The following is a 19,455-nucleotide window of genomic DNA, read 5'->3' as shown; positions in this document are numbered from 1 at the left end:
CGTCGGCGCAGGTGATGACGAAAAGCGCAACCCTGGCCAGCGAGGCCTATGGACGGCTGCGGAGCGATATCATCAGCGGCGCGATCAAGCCGGGCGAGAAGCTCAAGATCCGCAATATCTGCGAACAATATGGCATCGGCGCCAGCCCAGTGCGGGAGGCCTTGAACCGCCTGGCCAGCGAGGGGCTGCTCGACCACCGGGATCAGCGCGGCTTTCGCGTGCACGCTGTCACGCTCGAAGATCTCGACGAGCTCATCCTGGCCCGCTGCTGGGCCAATGAGGTGGGGCTGCGCAATTCCATCCGCAGCGGCGGCCTGGCCTGGGAGGAGGGCGTGGCCTCAGCGCTCCAACGGCTGGACAAGATCCCGCGCTATCTTTCCGAAGATGCCACCGAGCGCAATCCCGCCTGGGAGCAGGCCCATGGGGCCTTTCACGCGGCGCTGGTGGCCGCCTCCGGCTCGTCCTGGATCAATGATTTCTGCACCCAGCTCTATATCGCGGCGGAACGCTACCGGCACGCCTCCCGCGCCGTTCCGCGCTCGGGACGCAATGAGCAGGAGGAGCACCGCGCCATCGCGCAAGCCGCCATTGCGCGGCGCGAGAACGAGGCGGTGGAGCTGCTGATGGAGCACTTCCGGCTCACCGCGCGCCTGGTGCGCGCGGCGCTCCGCCAGAGCGGCATGTAGGGCGGGGCGCAGTCAAACACCTCTGCCACATCCCCGCATGCGTCAAGGGATGAGAGGGACGGCCCCAAGGGGCTCTCCCGCCATCAGGGCGGAATAGGCCACGGACGAGGTGAAGACGGGCGCCTTCACCTGGGGCTGGCGCGTTTGAAAATGCGGGGGAGGGGGAGGCGACCGGGGAAATGGGCGCCTCCCCGCCTGCTTTAGCTGTGTGCGGACCCCGAGCCGCGGCGGCGATAGATCAGCACCGTCGCCACGAGGCCGGAGGCGGCAGCCGCCATGAGCCAGAAGCCGGGTGCGGCGCGATTGCCGGTCTGGTCAATCAGCCAGGTGGACACCAGCGGCGTGAAGGTGCCGAACAGGGCCGCCGCCAGGGCAAAGGCCAGCGAGAAGCAGGTGGTGCGCACATGCGCCGGCACTTCTTCCGACAAGGCGGCGACCATGGCGCCGTTATAGACGCCGAAGCACATGGAGAACCACAGCTCCACCATCAGCATCTTGTTGAAGGTGGGCTCCACCACCAGCCAGGCCAGGGCCGGATAAGCCGTCACCAGCGCCAGCATGGCAATGGTCAGCAGCACCGGCCGCCGGCCCACACGGTCCGAAATGGCCCCGCCGATGGGAAGCCAGATGAAGTTGGTGGTCGCCACCATCAGCGTGACCAGCAGGCTGTCGGTAATGGACAGCTTCAGCACGTTCTTGCCGAAGGTGGGGGTGTAGACGGTGATGAAGTAGAAGGTCACCGTGGTCATGGCCGTCAGCATCATGCCGAGCACCACGATGCGCCAATTGGCAAGCATCGCCGCGAACACTTCGCTCTGGGTGGGCGGCTTCTTCTGCTTGAGGAACTCCGGGGTCTCCTCCAGCGTGCGGCGGATCAGGAAGATGAAGGGGATGATGGCGCAGCCGATGAAGAAGGGAATGCGCCAGCCCCAGTCGGCAATGGTCTGGGCCGGCATCAGCTGGCTCAGCGAGAAGCCGATGATGGCGGCGAAGAAGATGGCCACCTGCTGGCTCGCCGACTGGAACGAGGTGTAGAAGCCCTTGTTGCCGGGCGTCGCGATCTCGAACAGGTAAATCGAGACGCCGCCCAGCTCCACGCCCGCCGAGAAGCCCTGCAACAAGCGCCCGAACAGCACGATGAGGGGGGCTGCGAGGCCGATCTGCGCATAGGTGGGGCAGACCGCGATCAGCACGGTGCCGGCGGCCATGATGGCCAGCGTCACGATCAGGCCCTTGCGCCGGCCGATATGGTCGAGATAGGCGCCGAGCACGATGGCGCCCACCGGGCGCATGAGGGCGCCAAGCCAGAAGGTGGTGAAGGTGAGCAGCAGCTCAGTGACCTCATTCCCCGTGGGGAAGAAGGCCTTGGAAATGGACGTGGCATAGAAGCCGAACAGGAAGAAATCGAACTGTTCGAGGAAGTTGCCACTGGTGGACCGCAGGATGGCGGCGGTCCGTGACTTGATCGTGGGGGTGTCTGCGGTCGCGCTGGATTGCACGGCGGCTGCCGATGGCCCGGCCATACGTCTTCTCCCGTCCCGGCGCAGCAGCCTGCGGCTGCCCTGCGCTGCTTGTTGTTGCTTCAATCGGAACCGTCGGGGCAGGCGGGCTTCTGGCAAAGGTCCGCGCGGCCGGTGCATGACGGCATCCTCGGGACCCTACGGGGCAGAACCTGTCAAGAACCTGTCACGCCTCCGGGGGCGTTCGGCCCGCCCTCACTGGGCTTCCAGGGCCTTGCGCCAATCGCGGAAGAAGATCCGGCGTCGAGACTGGTCCTGGAAGGCGAGGAGGTCCGGCCCCACATGGATGGGGCGCAGGCGTGCGCCGTCGCCGCCGGTGCCGTCCGGCGCGGCCATGTCGAGGCGCACGGTGCCGAACGCCCGCCGCGCCAGATCGGCCTGGCCTTCCCGGGACAGGAGGAAATCCAGGAACAGATGCGCCTCCGTGAGATGCGGCGCGCGCTTGGGAATGAGCGCGATGCGGGTCATCACCAGCGTATAATCGGTGAAGTCGACGATGCCGATGGCCGGCTCATCCATGGCCCGCGCCCGGGCATAAGAAGAGATCATGTTGTAGGCGAAAAGCTGGTCGCCGTTGGAGATGCGGTCCAGCATGGTATGGGCGAAGGAATAGAGCTTGGGCCCGGTGCGCCCGAGCGCCCGCACCAGCTGCCAGGTCTCGGCCGTGATGCGCACGTCGCTGTTCCAGAACAGATAGCCGGTGCCGCTGCGCTCGGGATCATAGGCGGCGATCTTGCCGCGATAGGTGGCGCCCTTCTCGCGCAGCAGGCGCGTGAAGTCGGCGTGGGTGCGCGGCACGTCGTCCGGCGGCACCAGCATCTTGTTATAGGCGAGCACAATGGGCTCTGCGGTGATGCCATAGGCCTCGTTGCGCCACACCGCCCAGGGCGGGAGCACTGCTGCGGCCGCGCTGTCGTGGCGGGCGGCATAACCGTCATTCACCAGCTTGATCTGGAGGTCCATGGCTGAACTCCAGGCAAGGTCCGGGCAGGGCCGCGCATCGTCACAGTCCAGCACGTCGGCATTGATCTCCAAGGAGTTCTTGTGGGTGTAGGTCAGCCTGATGTCGGGATAGCGCGCGCGCCAATGTTCCAGAAGCTCGCCCACCTCCACCAGGTCGATGGAGGACACCACATGCAGGGCGCCGGCGTGGCCGGTGCCGATGGAGATTTCATTGGGACGCTGGGCTTGCGCGGCGGCGGTGCCGCTCGCCACTGTCCAGAGGGACGCCGCAAGGGCAAGCACGGCTCCGATCGGGGCGAAACGACCGCGCTGGCTCGCCGCGGGAGCGGGGCGCGCAGCCTCTCCTTGGCAGGCGGACATGTGCGGGCTAAGGCTCCCTTCCGTCCCTTTGCTGCCGCCCCCTGCCATCGCCCTCTCCTGCGGCTGCTGCGCAGCTTCTTGAAATTACGCCGGTTTGCCGGTCTACATTAGGTGATGCAACGAATGCGGTCACGACCGGGGTCTCCTGGCTTCAGAGGACAGCAGGCCTTCAGGTCCCGCCGGACGTCTCGCCCGCGCCGGGAGGCGCCGTCATGCGGATCCTGATTGTGGAGGACGACCGCGCCCTGGCGAGCGGGCTCAAGCGCTCGCTCTCCTCGCTGGGCTATGCGGTGGACCATGAGGCCGATGCCGCCGACGCCGTGGGGCTTGCCACCCGCGAGGCCTATAATCTGGTGGTGCTCGATCTCGGCCTGCCCAATGGGAGCGGCTACGATGTGCTGCGCGCCCTGCGCCGCGCCGGCCTCAAGACGCCGGTGATGATCCTCACCGCCCGCGACCATGTGAGCGAGAAGGTCAAGGCCCTCGACCTGGGCGCCGATGATTATGTCAACAAGCCCTTCGCCCTGGCCGAATTCGAGGCGCGGGTGCGGGCCCTGGTGCGGCGGGGCTTCGGGGTCAGCGACACCACCCTGGAATTCGGCGCGCTCCAGTTCGATACGGCGCAGCAGGTGGCCTGCCTTGAGGGCAAGCCGCTGGATCTGCGCCGTCGCGAACTGGCGGTGCTGCACCTCCTCCTGTTGCAGGCGGGCAAGCTGGTCCCCAAGGCGCGCCTCATCTCCGAGGTGTTCGGGCTGGATGATGCGGTGGCCCCCAACGCCCTGGAGCTTTACATCGCCCGCTTGCGCAAGAAGCTGGGCGAGGCCGGCGTGCGCATCCGCACCGTGCGCGGGCTCGGCTATATGCTGGAGAAGGAGTGATGATGCGCGCCCGCCGCTCGCTGAGGCGGGCGGTCCTCGTCAATCTGCTCGCGCCCGTCTTCCTGCTGGCCGTGGCCATCGCCGCAGGCGGCTATCTCACCATCACCTCGGTGGTGGAAACCTCCCACGACCGCCTCCTCGACGGCTCTCTGATGGCCATCGCCGAACGCCTGGCGGTGGAGAATGGCGAGCTGGTGGTGGACATGCCGCAGGTGGCGTTGGGCATGCTGGAAACCAAGACGCAGGACAGCGTCTATTATCTCGTCGCCACCGCCACCGGCCCGGTGACCGGCTATGCGGACCTGCCACTCGGGCACAGCGTGGCCGCCGCAGCGGACGAGCCGGTGCATTGGGACGACACCTATCGCGGTCAGGCCGTCCGCCTCGCCGCCGTGGCCCGGCGTGTCTATGGCATCGAAAGCCCGGTTTTCGTGGCGGTTGCCGAGACCCGGCTCGCGCGCAACCAGCTGCGCAACGAAATGCTGCGCAATCTCGGCCTCGCTGAGGCGGCCCTGATCCTCGCGGTGGCGGTCCTGGCGTGGGTATCGGTGGAACGGGGCCTGATGCCGCTGGCGGATCTCAGCCGGCAGATCGACACCCGCGCGGTCGCCGACTGGCGGGACCTGCGGCCGCTGGATTTGTCCGACGTGCCGGAGGAGGCGCTGGCGCCGGCCACCGCCATCAATGCCATGTTCGAGCGCCTGCGCTCGGCCACCGAGATGTTGCGGCGCTTCACGGCGGACGCCTCCCACCAGATGCGGACGCCGCTGGCCATCGTGCGCATGCATGTGGACCTGCTGCGCCGGGAGAGCGCCGATGCCGCCGTGCGCGCCAGCACGCTGGAAGAGCTGGACCAGGGCGCCGTGCGGCTGGAGCGCCTCATCACCCAGCTCCTTACCCTCGCCCGCGTGGAGGAAAGCGGGGTCGCCGCCGCCGGAGCCGCGCCGTGCGACCTGGCCGAGGTAATGGAGCATGTGATCGCCGAGCGCATCGCCGGCATTCCGCCGGACACCCAGATCACCTGCCATCTGCGCCATCGCCCCTTGCCGCTCCTGTCCGATCCCGTGCTGCTGGCCGAGCTGCTGGGCAATCTTCTGGACAATGGGGTGAAATATTCCGGCGTCGGCGGCCAAGTGGTGCTTGCTGCGGAGCGGGACGGGGCGGTGGCGGTGGCCACCATCGAGGATAGCGGGCCGGGAATCCCCGAGGCCGAGCGCGAGCGGGTGTTCCAGCGGTTCTATCGCATGCCGAGCCGGGCGGTTGTTCCCGGCAGCGGGCTGGGCCTGTCCATCGTGAAGGGGATCTCGGACCTGCTGCACATCGCCATCGTGCTCGACCAGAGCCCCGACCTCGGCGGCCTTCGCGTCACCTTGCGCATCCCCCTCACGCCGCAGGCCTCCCCCGCCCAGGCCTGAGAGGGGGCTGCACGCCCGACCGGCGGCAGTCCCGCACCAAAGTTTTGCCGCGCATTCCCGTCAATGCGCGTGGCCGAGATAGGCGGCGCGCACGGCCGGGTCGTCGCGCAACTGGGCGGCGGGGCCGGAGGCGGAGAGGCGGCCATTTTCCATCACATAGCCGAAATCGGCCACCTCCAGCGCGGCGGCGGCGAACTGCTCCACCAGCAGCATGGTGATCTTCTGCTCCTTCAGCCGCGCGATGGTGGCGAACACCTCCGCCACCAGGCGGGGCGCGAGGCCCATGGACGGCTCGTCCAGCAATAGCACGCGGGGATTGAGCATCAGCGCCCGTGCCATGGCCAGCATCTGCTGCTCGCCGCCCGAGAGCGTGCCCGCCAATTGCTCGCGCCGCTCCTGAAGGCGCGGAAAGAGGGCGAACATGCGCGAGAGGTCATGGTCCACGTCGCCCTTGGGCCGCGACCCGGTGAGGCGGGGAAAGGCGCCCAGCAGCAGATTGTCGGTGACCGAGAGCGTCGGGAACACCCGCCGACCTTCCGGCGAATGGGCCATGCCCTTGCGGGTGATGCCATAGGAGGGCAGGCCGCCGATCTCCTCTCCGCCGAGGCGGATGGAGCCCGACTGGGGCGCGATCATGCCGGAGAGCGCGCGCAAGGTCGTGGTCTTGCCCGCGCCGTTGGAGCCGATGAGGGTGACGAGCTGGCCCTCTTCAACGGTCAGGCTTAGGCCGTGGAGCACCTGCACCTTGCCGTAGCCGGCCACGAGATCCTTCACTTCGAGCATGGCCGCCCCCTCATTCCGCTGCCAGGGCGGCGCCGCCCAGATAGGCTTCGATGACACGTTCGTCGGCCTGCACCTCGGCCGGGCGGCCTTCGGCGATCTTCTGGCCGAAATCGAGCACGCTCACCATGTCGCAGACCCCCATCACCACATCCATGTGGTGCTCGATGAGCACGATGGTGATGCCCGCGTCGCGCACCTTGCGGATGATCTCCATGAGCACGCGGATGTCGGGCGCGGTGAGGCCCGCGGCGGGCTCGTCCAGCAGCAGAAGCTGCGGGTCCAACGCCAGGGCACGGGCGATCTCCAGGAGGCGCTGCTTGCCATAGGGCAGGTTGCGCGCCTCCTCGTTGGCGAGGTCCTGAAGGCCCACGAAGGTCAGCAGCCCCATGGCCCGCTCGCGCGCCGCCCGCTCTTCCCGGCGGATGCGGGGCAGGCCGAGGGCCACCTCCAGGAAGGTCGCCCGATAGGTGTGGTGGAGGCCCACCAGCACGTTCTCGATCAGCGTCAGCTCACCGAAAAGCTGCACGTTCTGGAAGGTGCGGGCGATGCCGTCGGTGGCAATGGCCGCCGACTTGCGGCCGGCAATGTCCTGACCTTTGAAGCGGATGGCGCCGCCGGTGGGCACATAGATGCCGGTGAGCACGTTCATCATGGTGCTCTTGCCCGAGCCGTTCGGGCCGATGAGGCCGTGAATGGTGCCGGGCTTCACGGCGATGGACACCCGGTCCAGCGCCCGGAGGCCGCCGAACTGCATGATGACGCCGTCGGTCTCCAGGAGGACGCCGGGCCCGCTTGCGCCGGCGGTGGTGACCGCCGTCTTGGCGGCGGTGGCGTCGATCACCGCATGAGCGTGGAACAGGCGCGGCCAGAGCTTGATGGCGGCGCGCTTGAGGAAGCCTACGATGCCTTCGGGCAAGTAATAGACCACGAACAGGATCATCATGCCGAAGACGGTGAGCTTGTAGTCCGTGATCTTCTCCAGCATCAGCGAGAAGATGAAGAAGCCGATGCATAGCGCCACGGGGATGGCATTCTTCAGCCGCCGGTCCGGCTCGGCGAAGAAGGCGCGGATGCCGGCGATCACGGCGATCACCGCCACGAGCCCCGCGATCTGGCGGAACAGGTTGATGTCCGCGAGCAGGTTGGGCAGGAAGACGATGATGACCGCGCCGAGGATCGGTCCCAGGCGCGACTTGCGCCCGCCCACCGTCACCGCCAGCAGGAATTGGACGGACAGCTCGAAGCCGAAATTGTTCGGCGCGATGTATTGCTCCGAATAGGCAAAGAGCACCCCGGCAAGCCCAGCAAAGCCCGCGCTCACCACGAAGGCCAGGACCTTGTGCTTGTAGACGCTCACCCCCATGCAGTCCGAGGCGATGGGGCTGTCGCGTAGCGCCTCGAAGGCCCGCCCGAGGTGCGAGGCGAGGATGCGGTTGATGACCAGCAGCGCCAGCACCAGCGCGATGGCGCAGATGTAGTAATATTCCACTTCCTTCATGCGCTTCAGCGACATGTCGAACAGCGGAATGGTGCTGCCCCAGTCCCGCAGGTCCAGGAAAAGGGGCGTCGACAGCTTGATGCCCAGCGGCCCGTTGGTCAGGTCGCTCATCTCATTGATGAGGATCTGCACGATGGTTCCGAAGGCCAGCGTCACCATGGCCAGATACGGCCCGTTCACCCGCAGCGCCGGGAAGGCCAGGATGACGCCGAACAGGGCCGCCATGATGACGCCCAGCGGCAAGGACGGCCAGAAGCCGATGCCGAAATGCATGGACAGCACGCCGGCCGTATAGGCGCCGATGCCAAACAGCGCCGCATGGCCGATGGAGACTTCGCCCGTATAGCCAAACACCACGTCGAGGCCGAGCAGCAGGATGGCATAGATGGCGATGGTCACCATCAGGTGCAAGTAATAGGGGCTCGTCACCGCGAAGGGCAGGACGAGCAGGACGGCAAGGCCGAGAACGGCACCGACAAGCTTTACCGGCATCTGCTCAGACCTTCTTGATGGCGGCGCGGCCGAACAGGCCGGACGGCTTCAGGGACAGGACGAGGAGCAGGAGGACGAGGCCGGGCACGTCCTTGTAGCCGGTGGAAATGTAGTAGCCGGTCAGCGTCTCGGTGATGCCGAGGATGAGGCCGCCCACGATCACGCCCATGCCGCTGGACAGGCCGCCGATGATGGCCACGGCGAAGGCCTTCAGCCCCAGCGCGGCGCCCATGGTGGCCCCCGTGAGCGTCACCGGGGCGATGAGCACGCCGGCCAGCGCCGCGGTGGTGGAGGAGAGCGCGTAGGAGAAGGTGATGACGAGGCGCGTATTGATGCCCATCAGATCGGCCGCGTCCTTGTCATTGGCGGTGGCGACCACCGCCTTGCCGTAGATGGTGCGGCGGTTGAACACCTCCACCGCCAGCATCATGGCCAGCGCGCCGAGTACGATGGCGATCTCCATGGGCTGCACGCGGATGGGGCCGATGTTCAGCGCCGCCTCGGGCAAGGGGGAGGGAAAGCGCAGCGCGTCGCGGCCCCAGATGTTCTCGGCGAGATTGCGGAAGATGATGCCGAGCGCGATGGTGGCCATGATCCACCCTGCCTCGGACTTGGCCTCCACCGCCCGGCGCACGCCGAGCCATTCCACCACCGTGCCCTGGGCCATGCCGAAGACGAAGACCACCGGCAGCATCAGGAGATAGGCGATCCAATTGCCCAGCGCCTGGCCAATGAGGAAGTTCACGGTGGTGAGCCCCACCAGCGCCCCCAGCATCAAGGCTTCGCCCTGGCCGAAATTCAGGGTTTTCGAGGTAACGAAGGTGAGCTGATAGCTGAAGGCGATGACGCCATAGATCATGCCGACGGCAATGCCGCTGACGACGAGCTGCAACAGGATGTTCATGGCCGGTCCCGAAGGCGAGGAGCGGGAGCCCGCGCGCGGCGCGGGGCGGGAAGCGTCGCACTGCTAAGAAAGTCTTGGCCGGGCATGAACCGGCCCATCCCCGAACTGCGTCGGGTGGAGCTAGAGCGCGATCCGATCAGATTGAATCAATCTGGTCGGTGAATCGCCCTCTAACTCATTGAGAGAGAATGCGTAATCCGATCGGCCTGCGGTGCAGGGCGCCCGGGACGCGCCCGGGCACCCTTGCCGCATGCAAGGCGGGCCGGTGAGGCCCGCCCCGATGGCTCAGTTGGTGGCGGGCTTCACCCGCACCGCCTTGTCGCCGGCGATGTCTTCGGGGTGGGCGGCGACCACCCGGCCATTCTTCACCACGCCGAACACCGGGATGTTGGACGTGATGGCCTCATGGTCGGTGGCGCTGAAGGGCTTGTCATAGATGGTGACGACGCCTTCCACCTTGGTCTTCAGGTTTTCCAGCGCCTCGCGCACCTTCTTGCCGTCCGTGGAGCCGGCCTGGGTGATGGCGGCGGCCAGCAGATAGACCGAGTCATAGCCCTGCGCGGCCGAGACCGGGGAGGGGATGCGGTCCACCTTGTAGGCGGCCTGATAGGCGTCGATGAAGGCCTTCCGCTTGGGGGTATCACCCAGCTGGATGAAGGTCTGGGGCATCATCGCGCCCTCGCCATTGGCGCCGGCCGTGTCGATGAAGCTGGCCATGGACAGGGTCCACGACCCGATCATGGGCACCTTCCAGCCGAGCTTGGCCATGCCGTTGGCGATCTGCGCCAGTTCCGGGCCGATGGCATAGGTCAGGATCACGTCGGCGCCGGCTTCCTTGGCGCGCAGCAGCTGCGCGGTCATGTCGGTGTCGCCGATGTTGAACTTCTCGGTGGCCACCGGCTTGATGCCCATGGTGGCCAGCGCCTTTTCCAGGTCCTGGCGACCGAGCTGGCCGTAATTGGTGCTGTCGGCGAGGATGGCCGGCTTCTTGAAGCCCTGCCGCTTCACCGCTTCCTCGGCGATCATGGCGCTCTGGATGGTGTCATTGGCGGCATTGCGGAAGATGTAGTTCGCCTTGTCCTTCGGCGGAACAAATTGCTGCGTCACTGCCGTTCCGGTGGCGACGTTGTTGATGACCGGGATCTCGGCTTCCTGGTAGAAACGCTGGGAAGCGAGCGCGACACCCGTGTTGATGAAGCCGAGGGTGGCGATCACTTCCTCTTTATTAATCAGCTCCTGCGCAATCTGGACGCTGACCTCGTTCTTTGCTTCGTCGTCGCGCTCGACGACCACCAGCTGGCGCCCGAGAACGCCGCCATTCTTATTGATCTCGGCCACCGCCAGCTTGACGCCGTCGCGCATGGACACGCCCATGGACGAGGAGCCGCCGGTGAAGGGGCCTGAAAGACCGATCTTGATGGGATCCGCCGCAATCGCGGCTCCGGCCATGGCAAAGGTCACGGCGGCCGCCGTGAGGAACCATTTCAGTCGCATGTTTCACTCCCTATGGGGCGCCGGATTTTTCGGCATTCTTATCGGGACGCCTCTTTGAGCGTCCGAGCTTCAATCGTTTAGAGTAATCACCGCCAAGGCGCCAGTTCAACCTTGAGATGATGACGTAAGGTAATGCTCCTGTGCGGCCCCGTGCAAGGCTGAGGACGTGGAGGTACGCCCGCGCGGTGAGGGGCCTGCGGTGCCGTCACGGCGAAGCCAGGAGGCGGCCTATTCTGCCTTGCGGCGCCAGGCACCGCGCTCGGCGAACAGGCGCGTGACCTCTTCCATGTTTTCCGTCCCCCAGGTGCACAGGGGCACGAGCGCCTGGGCGAGGCTGTGGCCGCGGGGCGTGAGGCTGTAATCCACCCGCGGCGGAACCTCGTGATGGTCGGTCCGTAGCACGAGGCCGTCCGCTTCCAATTCCTTGAGTTGCTGAATCAGCATCTTGTCGCTGACGTCGCGAATGGAGCGGCGCAGCTCGCCATAGCGCGTGGGGCCGCCCTGGGCGACGAAATAAAGGATGAGCGGCTTCCACTTGCCGGCGATGACCCGAAGGGTCGCATCGAGGCCGCAGGTGAAGCCGGGGAGGGTGGGCGTGCAGCCGGGCGTGGCATTCGGCATGGGAGACGAGGGATCCATGGTCATCTCAGGTACTTACCAAAAGGTGCATACTTGTCAAAAAGTAGGTGGGGCGCCAGCTATGTGCAACCTCAACGCAGGAGCACATGATGAGACGGCTGGAAAACAAGACGGCGGTGATCACGGGCGGCGGCAGCGGCATTGGCCTTGGATCGGCCAAGCGCTTCATCGAAGAAGGCGCTTTCGTCTATCTCTTCGGGCGGCGGCAGGACGTTCTGGATGCGGCGGTCGAGGATCTCGGCCCCTCCGCCCGTGCCGTGCGGGGATCGGTGACGGACCTTGCCGATCTCGATCGCCTCTATGACAGGGTGAAGGCCGAGCGGGGCGGCCTCGACATCGTCTTCGCCAATGCGGGAACGGGCCTGTTCGCGCCCCTGGGCGAGATCACGCCCGAGCATTACGACCGGATTTTCGACACCAATGTGAAGGGCCTCGTCTTCACGGTCCAGAAGGCCCTGCCCCTCATGAGGGCGGGCGGGTCCATCATCCTCACCGGCTCGTCCACCGGCGTCATGGGCACGCCCGAATTCAGCATCTACAGCGCCTCCAAGGCGGCCATCCGGAACCTGGCGCGCACCTGGGCGCTGGACCTGAAGGGCACGGGCATCCGTGTGAACGTGCTCTCGCCGGGACCGACCCTCACGGAGCTGGCCATGGAAGTGGTGGGCAAGGATGCTCTCGACGCGCTCGGGCGCACGACGCCCATCGGACGCATGGGCCAGCCCTCCGAAACCGGTGCGGTTGCCGCCTTCCTCGCCTCGGCCGACAGCAGCTTCATGACCGGCGGCGAAGTCTTCGTCGATGGAGGCCTCGCCCAGGTTTAAGGCGGCGACGGGCCTGCGCCGCGCCCGGGGGCTTGCAGCCCTCCGGCGCGGTGCGGACACGCCGGGCCTGCCGTCGGCCCGGAATGAACGCAGCCCTCAGGCGCTGAGCGCAGCCTCCACCACCGCCTTGAGATCCTTGAAGACATAAGGCTTGCGCAGAAGCAGCGCGTCGCCCGCATCGCGGATGCTGGCCTCGCCGGTGGCGAAGATGATGCGCATGCGGGGATGGGACTGGCGGACCTGGGCGGCAAGGTCGCGCCCGCTCATGCCCGGCAGGTTCAGATCGGTCATCAGCACATCGGCGCTGGCGCGGTCCAGCAGGGCGAGGGCCTCCTCGCCTTGATGGGCTTCCAGCACCCGGTAGCCGGCATCCTTGAGCATCTCGCTGGCGGACAGGCGGATGAGTGGATCATCCTCCACCAGCAGAACCACGGCGGGGGCGGCCGAAGCCGATGCCGCGACGGGCGCAGCCTCCTCGGCCCGGGACGACAGCTCCGAGGCCTTGGCGAGCATGGCGGAGCGCTGGCGTTCATTGGCGAGCACATGGCGCAGCTTTCGCGCCAGGGCCTCGCGCGTGTAGGGCTTGGAGAGCAGTTCCACCCCCGCGTCCAGCCGCCCGCCGTGCACGATGGAGTTTTCCGTATAGCCGGAGGTGAAGAGCACCGCGATCTGCGGCAGGCGCTCCTTGGCCTTGCGGGCCAGTTCCGTGCTCTTGATGGGGCCGGGCATCACCACATCGGTGAACAGCAGGTCGATGGGGATGCCGCTTTCCACCACGCTGAGGCCCGACTGGGCATCCACCGCCTTCAGGACGTTGTAGCCGAGCTCGCTCAGCATCTCCACCACGGTCGCGCGGACTTCCTCGTCATCCTCCACCACGAGGATGGTTTCCGTGCCGCCCGACACGTTCGCGGCGGTGGCCACCACCTCCACGTCCTCGCTGTCGGTGGCCCGCGGCAGATAAAGGCGGATGGTGGTGCCTTCGCCCACCTCAGAATAGATTTTTACATGGCCCCCGGACTGCTTGACGAAGCCATAGACCATCGACAGGCCCAGGCCCGAGCCCTTGCCCTCGGGCTTGGTGGAAAAGAAGGGGTCGAACACCTTTTCCATCACCTCGGGCGGCATGCCGCAGCCGGTGTCGCTCACCGCCAGCATCACATATTGGCCGGGCGCCACTTCCGCATGGGCGCGGGCATAGTCGTCATCGAGCGTGGCATTGCCCAGCTCGATGGTGAGCTTGCCCTGGCCGTCCATGGCGTCGCGGGCGTTGATGGCGAGGTTCAGAAGGGCGTTCTCGATCTGGGTGGGATCGATGAAGGTGTTCCAGAGCCCGCCGGAGGCGATGGTCTCGATCTCGATGCCCTCGCCGATGGCCCGGCGCAGCATCTCATCCATGCCGCGCACGAAGCGCGTGACGTTCACCACCTTCGGCTCCAGCGCCTGCCGCCGGCCGAAGGCGAGGAGCTGGGAGGCGAGCTTGGCGCCGCGCGAGACCCCGGCCAGCGCATTGGCGATGCGCTTCTCCGCCTTCTCGTTGCCGGCCACGTCGCGGGCCAGCAATTGCAGATTACCTGAGATCACCTGGAGCAGGTTGTTGAAGTCATGGGCCACGCCACCGGTGAGCTTGCCCACGCTTTCCATCTTCTGGGCCTGGGCCAGGGCAAGCTGGGCCTGACGGGCCTCCTCGATGGCCGCAGCCACCCGGCATTCCAGCGTTTCGTTCAGGGCCCGCAGCTGGTCTTCGGCGCGCTCGCGGTGGCGCATCTGCCGTTCCAGCTCCTCGGCATGGTCGCGCAGGCGCTGCTCGGCCTCCCGCTGCTCGGTGATGTCGGTGTGGACGCCGACCCATTCGCAGATGGTGCCGGCATCGTCGAGGACCGGGATGGCGCGAATGGAGAAGGTGCGCCAGACCCCGTCATGTCGGCGCACCCGATGCTCGAAGATGAAGATGGACCGTGCATCCACCGCCTTGCGCCAGGCGATGATGGAGGGCTCGATGTCGTCGGGGTGGACGGCCTTGGACCAGCCGTAGGCCTGGTATTCGTCAAAGCTCTGGCCGGTCAGAGCGGCCCAGCCGGGCTGCTCGCCCACCATCTCGCCCTCGGCGGAATTGGTCCACAGCACACCGCTGACCGCCGCCACCGCTCCCTGAAAGCGGCGGTTGCTGGCGCGCAGGTTCCGTTCGGCCATGACGCGCTGGGTGGTCTCCTGCACCGTGCACAGCACGCCGCCGATCTGACCGCTCTCCGTAAGGACAGGGGTGTAGAAGAGATCGAAATAGACCAGTTCCGGCACGCCGTGGCGGAGCAGGGTCATGGGCTGGTCGGCAAAGGACAGCACCTCGCCCCGCATGCCCGCTTCGATGACCTGGCGGTTGAAGTCCCAGATCTCCGCCCAGATCTTGTCCACCGCCCCGCCCAGGGCTTCCGGGTGGTTGCCGCCCGCGATCACCGCATAGGCATCGTTGTAGATCATGATGTGGTCGGGCTCCCACATCAGCACCTTCGGCACCGGAGAATTGACGATGGTGGAGACCGTGGAGCGGAAATGCTCCGACCAGGTCTCGATCGGCCCGAGCGAGGTCTTGGACCAGTCGCGGGTGGCGATAAGGGCGCCGCATTCGCCGCCGTAGGACAACCAGGAAGGTGGCATGTGAAGACAGGCGTTCACCAAGTTTGATCCGCTGACACTATGGGGGAGATCGCGTTGGGATGCGATAGGTGGGCGGAACGGGGTAGGGGAAAGGGCGGGCCAGCGCCATGATCTTCGGCAAGGGGCCGGAGCGCTCCGCCGTGACGGACCCGCCAGCGGTCTCCCCTGGGGCACACCAGGGGCGAGGGATCGCATGAGGCGGTCGAGGGCGCACGCCCTGTGCGCCGGCGGCCGCTCCGCAGATCAGCGCCGTGCCCACGCCGCGCCAAGCTCATGCTTCCCCCTCCGGCCGGAACCGACCGCGCCGTAAACGCAGGAGCTCGGCATTTGTTCCGGCAAGGGAGCGGGAAAATCCACTGGCCTGCGATCACTCCAGGGCGGCATGACAAACGCCATGCCTCTGCGGCCTTTCGCCATGGCGGGAGCCTCTTCTATGGTGCGTCCGCAAGGCTCGGGCCGGGCCAGGCGGCTCGGCAGCCTGTGCGGGGGTGGGACATGCAGGGTCTGGCGCGCTTGAAAGCCTCGCTGAAGGCCTCCATTGGCGATGTGGTCTTCGGCATGGAAGACGGGACGGTCTCCATTTTCGGCCTGGTCTTCGGCGTCGCCATGACCACCAGCGATCCGCGGACGGTGCTGATTGCGGGCGCGACGGGCGCTGCTGCTGCAGCGGTGTCCATGATGGCGGGCAGTTATCTGGATGCGGAATCGGTCCGCGATGCCCGGCGCGCCCGGCGCAATGCGACGGTATCGCCCGAGATTGCCGCTTCGGAGGCTCGCGCCATTACCGCCGCTCTGGCGGCCGGCGGCATGGCGGCGGCAGATGTGGACGCGGTGGCCGGTGCGCTCGCCCGTGCGCCCCGCGCTGCCGCCGGTTTGCGCGCGGATCTGGCGGAGGCCGAGGATGGTGCCAGCCCCACCTCCCATGCGGCCTGGATGTTCGTTTCGGATCTTTTCGCCGGCTTCACCCCGGTGCTGCCCTTTGCCTTTCTGCCCATGGAGACCGCGCGCATCGTGTGCCTGGTGCTGACCACCATTCTCCTGGTGGCCCTGGGCGTGGGGCGCGGTCTGGTGGCCAAGCGCCCGCTGTTCCGCGCCACGCTGGAAACGCTGGGTATCGCCGCGTCGGCGGCGGTCGCCGGCATCCTCATGGGCCGGCTGCTTTCGTAGCGGGCGGGAGGGGGGCGGAGCCGACCCTGACGCAGGTCAGCGCGAACGGGGCACCAGTCGAGCGTTCCGGTGGCTCCATGAACCACTGGACCGTCTAGCCGTCGTTGGAGGCATTCAGCTCCTGCGGCGGGATGCCTTCGGGCGCCACCGCATCCGGGCGCCGCACCACCTCATAGCCGGAGGCGCGCAAGGCCGCGATCACCGCGCCCGCCCGCCGCAGGGGCAAGCCATTGCCCGAGGCGGGCTCGCCATTGGTGGACGCCAGCGCGGCGGCGATGAGGGCGATGACATCTTCGTCCATGAGCTTGCACTCCCGCTTTTCATGTGGGGTCAGGGGACCGGGCGCGGATCTCATCGCGCGGGACCCGTGGAGGCCGGCGAAGACGCCGCGGTCGAGCGCCGCTGGCCCTTCGCCTCCAGCCAGCGCTCCAGCGGATGGGCCACCACCAGGAGGAAGAGCGCCAGGCCGACGCCTGCCACTATGAGCGTCCATGAGGCCAGTGCACAGGCAATTCCCAGCGCCGCCGTGACCCAGACGGTGGCCGCCGTGGTGAGGCCCGCGATGCGCTTTTCCGCGTGATCCACCAGAACCACGCCGGCGCCAAGGAAGCCGATGCCGGTCATGACGCCCTGGAGGATGCCCTGGAGCACGCGGCTGGTGGCGTCGGGGTGGCCGAAAATGCCCTCCACGCGCAAGCTGACCACCCCGACCAGCGCCGCGCCGAGGCACACGAGGCCGAGGGTGCGAATGCCCGTGGGCTTGCCCTTGAGGTCGCGATTGAGCCCCACCGCCATCCCCACGACCACGGCGACGGCAAGGCGCAGGGCGCCATCCAGATCCTGCGGGGCCATTCCCAGAATGCCGTCGTCCATGACCTCCCTCGGGTGCGGCGCTGCGAGCGGCGGGGCGTTGCTCCCCCGCTGCGCGCGGTTGCCGGTCTGCGGGATCAAGGCCGGCGGGCCGGCTTGGTTCCGCAGCGAGAGGTCGCGGCCGGTCCCGCGCTCAAGAAAGCCGCGTCCCCGGCCGCAGGCCGTCGGCAGCGCGAGCACTGGACCGCCGCGCGGGTCGCAGGCGCGGCGCCGCGCTCACGGTGGGGCCAGCCTCGGAAGACGGGGAAGACCGGGCTAGAAAACGGCCGGCATTCCCGTCAGGTAGCCCACCGCCGCGCCGACTTTTCCACGGCCATCGGCATAGTTTTTCTCGATCAGCGGGTCCAGGCGTTGATAGACCTTGGCGTGAAGGCCGCCGATGACGGTGCCCGCCGCGTCCTTCTTGAGCTCCCAGTCTCCCGGATGCTGGAAGTTGCTGACGATGTAGGTGAAGCCGTTCACCTGATCGACGGCGTGCAGCCCGGTGGATTCGGCGCCGGCGGGGGTCGAGAGGATGCGGGTCAACTCCTTGGTGTCCACATTATAGGCCCAAAGGAAGTTGTTGACGTGCATCCCGCTGTCCTCTCCGATGAAGAGGGTGCGCATGTCCTCGTTGAACTTGATGTTGTCGGGGTTGGCGACGAGAGCGGGATTGGCGAGATTGCCGAGATCGTCCGGGGTGGCCAGGTCCTCCCCGACGAGAAGCGCCTGGGTGAAGACCGGAACCCAGTCGCTGTTGATCGGCGCGCCCGTGTCGTCGATCTGTCCGCCTGAGAGCCGGTGCTGATAGACGATCCCGGCGGCTGGCCCTTCCACCTTCAGGTCGCCGGAACCGTCCTTCATGGCGGCCTGGACGTAGCTCATGGCCGAATAGGCGATCCTGTCCTTGGCGTTGACCGTGGTGCCTTCCATCTTGGTGAAGCCAAGGCTTCCGCCCTTATAGGGCGCGTAGCGGCGGGTCTCGAGAAAGGCGGCCGCAAGCTCTTGGCCGGGCGCGAACTTCACCCATTCGGTCTTGCCCTCGAAGGGGATTTTGACATAGCTGGGGTCGTTCGGGTCCTCACGCTTCACATCGACAATATCGGCCGCGGTGAGCCGGTCCGCGAGCTCTTTGATCTGCCCGCTCGTGGCGTGGCCGAGCTTGATCCAGGACAGGTCGGCGCTGCCGCCCTTCGCGGCCGATTTCTGCTTCCACTTGGCCACATAGAGCGTGCCGGCATCGAGCTTGCCCGGCGCGTCGGCCACGAACATGAACAGGCCGCCATTGGTGGCGTCGTCGCCCATCAGGGCGGTTCGCCCGTCGGGCATCACCTGCGCCAGCTCGTGGGAGATGCGGCCCATGCAATAATGCTTGGTGAGGGTGCCGGTGCCGTCGGGATGGACCGTGACTTCCGGCATGTGGCCGTAATGATAGGGGTTGGCCTTTTCGGGATCGCCGAACAGGTTCTGGCTGAAGGCCCGGAAGGTCTTGTCGGCGCGGGCCTTGGTGGCGTCGGGTTCGTATTCCTCGCTGGACAGATGGGTGTTCCAGGGCGTGATGGAGGCCCCGCAGGGCGTCCAAAGGCCCTGCACCGGCCCCGCGTCCAGGGGTACGTATTTGACCAGCTTCAGCCGGCCGGTCTGCGGGTCCTGGTCGAGGGTGAGGATGGCCATGGGCGCAGGCAGCGTCCGGTAGGTGTTGGCACCTGCCGCATTCTTGGTCATGTACTCGAACTGCACCACCAGGAAGACCGGCTTGCCCTGGACCCCGTCCACGGCCGCGCCCTCCACTGTCAGCAGGCTGCTGCCGTCGGGGCAATCGGAGAACAGCTGGGGCTTGGTGTCCCCCGCCGCGCTGGCATCAAGGATGGGCCGGTTGTTGATGTCGTAATAGCCGCCTGCAATGACCGTCCCGCCCTTGCCATCCGGCACGGCCTCGCCGGTGATGAACAGCGGCTGGTATCCCAGAGCAAAAGTCTTCTTTGAGCCATCCGCATAGGTCACCTCCATGGCCGATTTCACCAAGGTGGTCGCCATTCCTGCGGGATCATCAAGGTTTGGAGCGTCCATGCCGACGAAGCGCGCGCCGGTCACTGGCGCGGTCGCGGCCGGTCCCGCGCCGAAGACGGAGGCCAGGGTCCCGCCGGCGAGGGGGAAGATCGGAAGGCCGCCCATGATCTTGAGCGTGTCTCTGCGCGTGAGATCCCGTTTGCCCGCCATCACCGCCTCCCAAATGCAGGTGTCCGAGGCTGACGGGCGCGCTGGAATGCGGCCCACCCCGGGAAATCCGGGATTTTGGCGCGGGTTTGTCACGCGCCTGTGACGCCC

General features: G+C 66.9%; 16 protein-coding genes. 5 read left to right on the top strand and 11 right to left on the bottom strand.

Going from position 1 to position 19,455, the window contains the following annotated elements; genetic code table 11:
- Positions 1–14 precede the first annotated feature (14 nt).
- Positions 15–686, top strand: coding sequence for a GntR family transcriptional regulator (locus ACT54L_RS22335; protein WP_476087860.1), 672 nt, complete (start codon positions 15–17; stop codon positions 684–686).
- A gap of 200 nt (positions 687–886) precedes the next feature.
- On the opposite strand, the gene tcuC is transcribed toward ACT54L_RS22335, so the two are convergent.
- Positions 887–2,209: a tricarballylate/proton symporter TcuC gene (gene tcuC, locus ACT54L_RS22330; protein ID WP_476087859.1), complete on the bottom strand. Its 1,323-nt coding sequence runs from the start codon at positions 2,207–2,209 to the stop codon at positions 887–889.
- Between the two features lie 192 nt (positions 2,210–2,401).
- Positions 2,402–3,451, bottom strand: coding sequence for an ABC transporter substrate-binding protein (locus ACT54L_RS22325; protein ID WP_476087858.1), 1,050 nt, complete (start codon positions 3,449–3,451; stop codon positions 2,402–2,404).
- 290 nt (positions 3,452–3,741) lie between these two features.
- Here ACT54L_RS22325 and ACT54L_RS22320 point away from each other — a divergent pair, with 290 nt between their 5' ends.
- Positions 3,742–4,407: a response regulator gene (locus ACT54L_RS22320; RefSeq protein WP_476087856.1), complete on the top strand. Its 666-nt coding sequence runs from the start codon at positions 3,742–3,744 to the stop codon at positions 4,405–4,407.
- A complete protein-coding gene (locus tag ACT54L_RS22315; RefSeq protein ID WP_476087854.1) occupies positions 4,407–5,822 on the top strand; it encodes a sensor histidine kinase N-terminal domain-containing protein in 1,416 nt (471 codons plus the stop codon). Before ACT54L_RS22320 ends, ACT54L_RS22315 begins: the two co-directional genes overlap by 1 nt.
- A gap of 60 nt (positions 5,823–5,882) precedes the next feature.
- Here the strand turns inward: ACT54L_RS22315 and ACT54L_RS22310 are convergent, their stop codons facing one another.
- The 5 genes from ACT54L_RS22310 to ACT54L_RS22290 form a co-directional block, all read right to left on the bottom strand.
- On the bottom strand, positions 5,883–6,605 hold the full coding sequence (locus tag ACT54L_RS22310; protein WP_476087852.1) for an ABC transporter ATP-binding protein: 723 nt from the start codon (positions 6,603–6,605) through the stop codon (positions 5,883–5,885).
- Between the two features lie 10 nt (positions 6,606–6,615).
- Positions 6,616–8,595 carry a branched-chain amino acid ABC transporter ATP-binding protein/permease gene (locus ACT54L_RS22305; protein ID WP_476087850.1) on the bottom strand — a complete coding sequence of 660 codons (1,980 nt, stop codon included), beginning with the start codon at positions 8,593–8,595 and terminating at the stop codon, positions 6,616–6,618.
- A 4-nt stretch (positions 8,596–8,599) separates the two neighbouring features.
- Complete coding sequence (locus tag ACT54L_RS22300; RefSeq protein WP_476087849.1) at positions 8,600–9,499, bottom strand: branched-chain amino acid ABC transporter permease; 900 nt, start codon at positions 9,497–9,499, stop codon at positions 8,600–8,602.
- A 285-nt stretch (positions 9,500–9,784) separates the two neighbouring features.
- The gene (locus tag ACT54L_RS22295) at positions 9,785–10,993 is read right to left on the bottom strand and encodes an ABC transporter substrate-binding protein (RefSeq protein ID WP_476087847.1); all 1,209 of its coding nucleotides are present in this window, start codon (positions 10,991–10,993) and stop codon (positions 9,785–9,787) included.
- A gap of 228 nt (positions 10,994–11,221) precedes the next feature.
- Positions 11,222–11,632 carry a winged helix-turn-helix transcriptional regulator gene (locus ACT54L_RS22290; RefSeq protein WP_476087846.1) on the bottom strand — a complete coding sequence of 137 codons (411 nt, stop codon included), beginning with the start codon at positions 11,630–11,632 and terminating at the stop codon, positions 11,222–11,224.
- Positions 11,633–11,721: 89 nt separating this feature from the next.
- Here ACT54L_RS22290 and ACT54L_RS22285 point away from each other — a divergent pair, with 89 nt between their 5' ends.
- Complete coding sequence (locus ACT54L_RS22285) at positions 11,722–12,456, top strand: SDR family NAD(P)-dependent oxidoreductase (RefSeq protein WP_476087845.1); 735 nt, start codon at positions 11,722–11,724, stop codon at positions 12,454–12,456.
- A 96-nt stretch (positions 12,457–12,552) separates the two neighbouring features.
- Here the strand turns inward: ACT54L_RS22285 and ACT54L_RS22280 are convergent, their stop codons facing one another.
- The gene (locus ACT54L_RS22280; protein ID WP_476087844.1) at positions 12,553–15,111 is read right to left on the bottom strand and encodes a hybrid sensor histidine kinase/response regulator; all 2,559 of its coding nucleotides are present in this window, start codon (positions 15,109–15,111) and stop codon (positions 12,553–12,555) included.
- Between the two features lie 495 nt (positions 15,112–15,606).
- On the opposite strand from ACT54L_RS22280, the gene ACT54L_RS22275 reads away from it, so the two are divergent.
- A complete protein-coding gene (locus tag ACT54L_RS22275; RefSeq protein ID WP_476087842.1) occupies positions 15,607–16,278 on the top strand; it encodes a VIT1/CCC1 transporter family protein in 672 nt (223 codons plus the stop codon).
- Positions 16,279–16,372: 94 nt separating this feature from the next.
- Here the strand turns inward: ACT54L_RS22275 and ACT54L_RS22270 are convergent, their stop codons facing one another.
- From ACT54L_RS22270 to ACT54L_RS22260, 3 genes are all read right to left on the bottom strand, one after another.
- Positions 16,373–16,579, bottom strand: a complete 207-nt coding sequence (locus ACT54L_RS22270; protein WP_476087840.1) for a hypothetical protein — start codon at positions 16,577–16,579, stop codon at positions 16,373–16,375.
- Positions 16,580–16,629: 50 nt separating this feature from the next.
- Positions 16,630–17,151 carry an MgtC/SapB family protein gene (locus ACT54L_RS22265; RefSeq protein ID WP_476087838.1) on the bottom strand — a complete coding sequence of 174 codons (522 nt, stop codon included), beginning with the start codon at positions 17,149–17,151 and terminating at the stop codon, positions 16,630–16,632.
- A 252-nt stretch (positions 17,152–17,403) separates the two neighbouring features.
- Positions 17,404–19,347 (bottom strand): PhoX family protein, encoded by a 1,944-nt coding sequence (locus ACT54L_RS22260; protein ID WP_476087837.1) that lies wholly within the window; start codon positions 19,345–19,347, stop codon positions 17,404–17,406.
- Between the last annotated feature and the right edge of the window lie 108 nt (positions 19,348–19,455).

The organism is Aquabacter sp. DMC10 (assembly GCF_056314145.1).
This window is presented reverse-complemented; position numbering and strand designations above follow the sequence as displayed.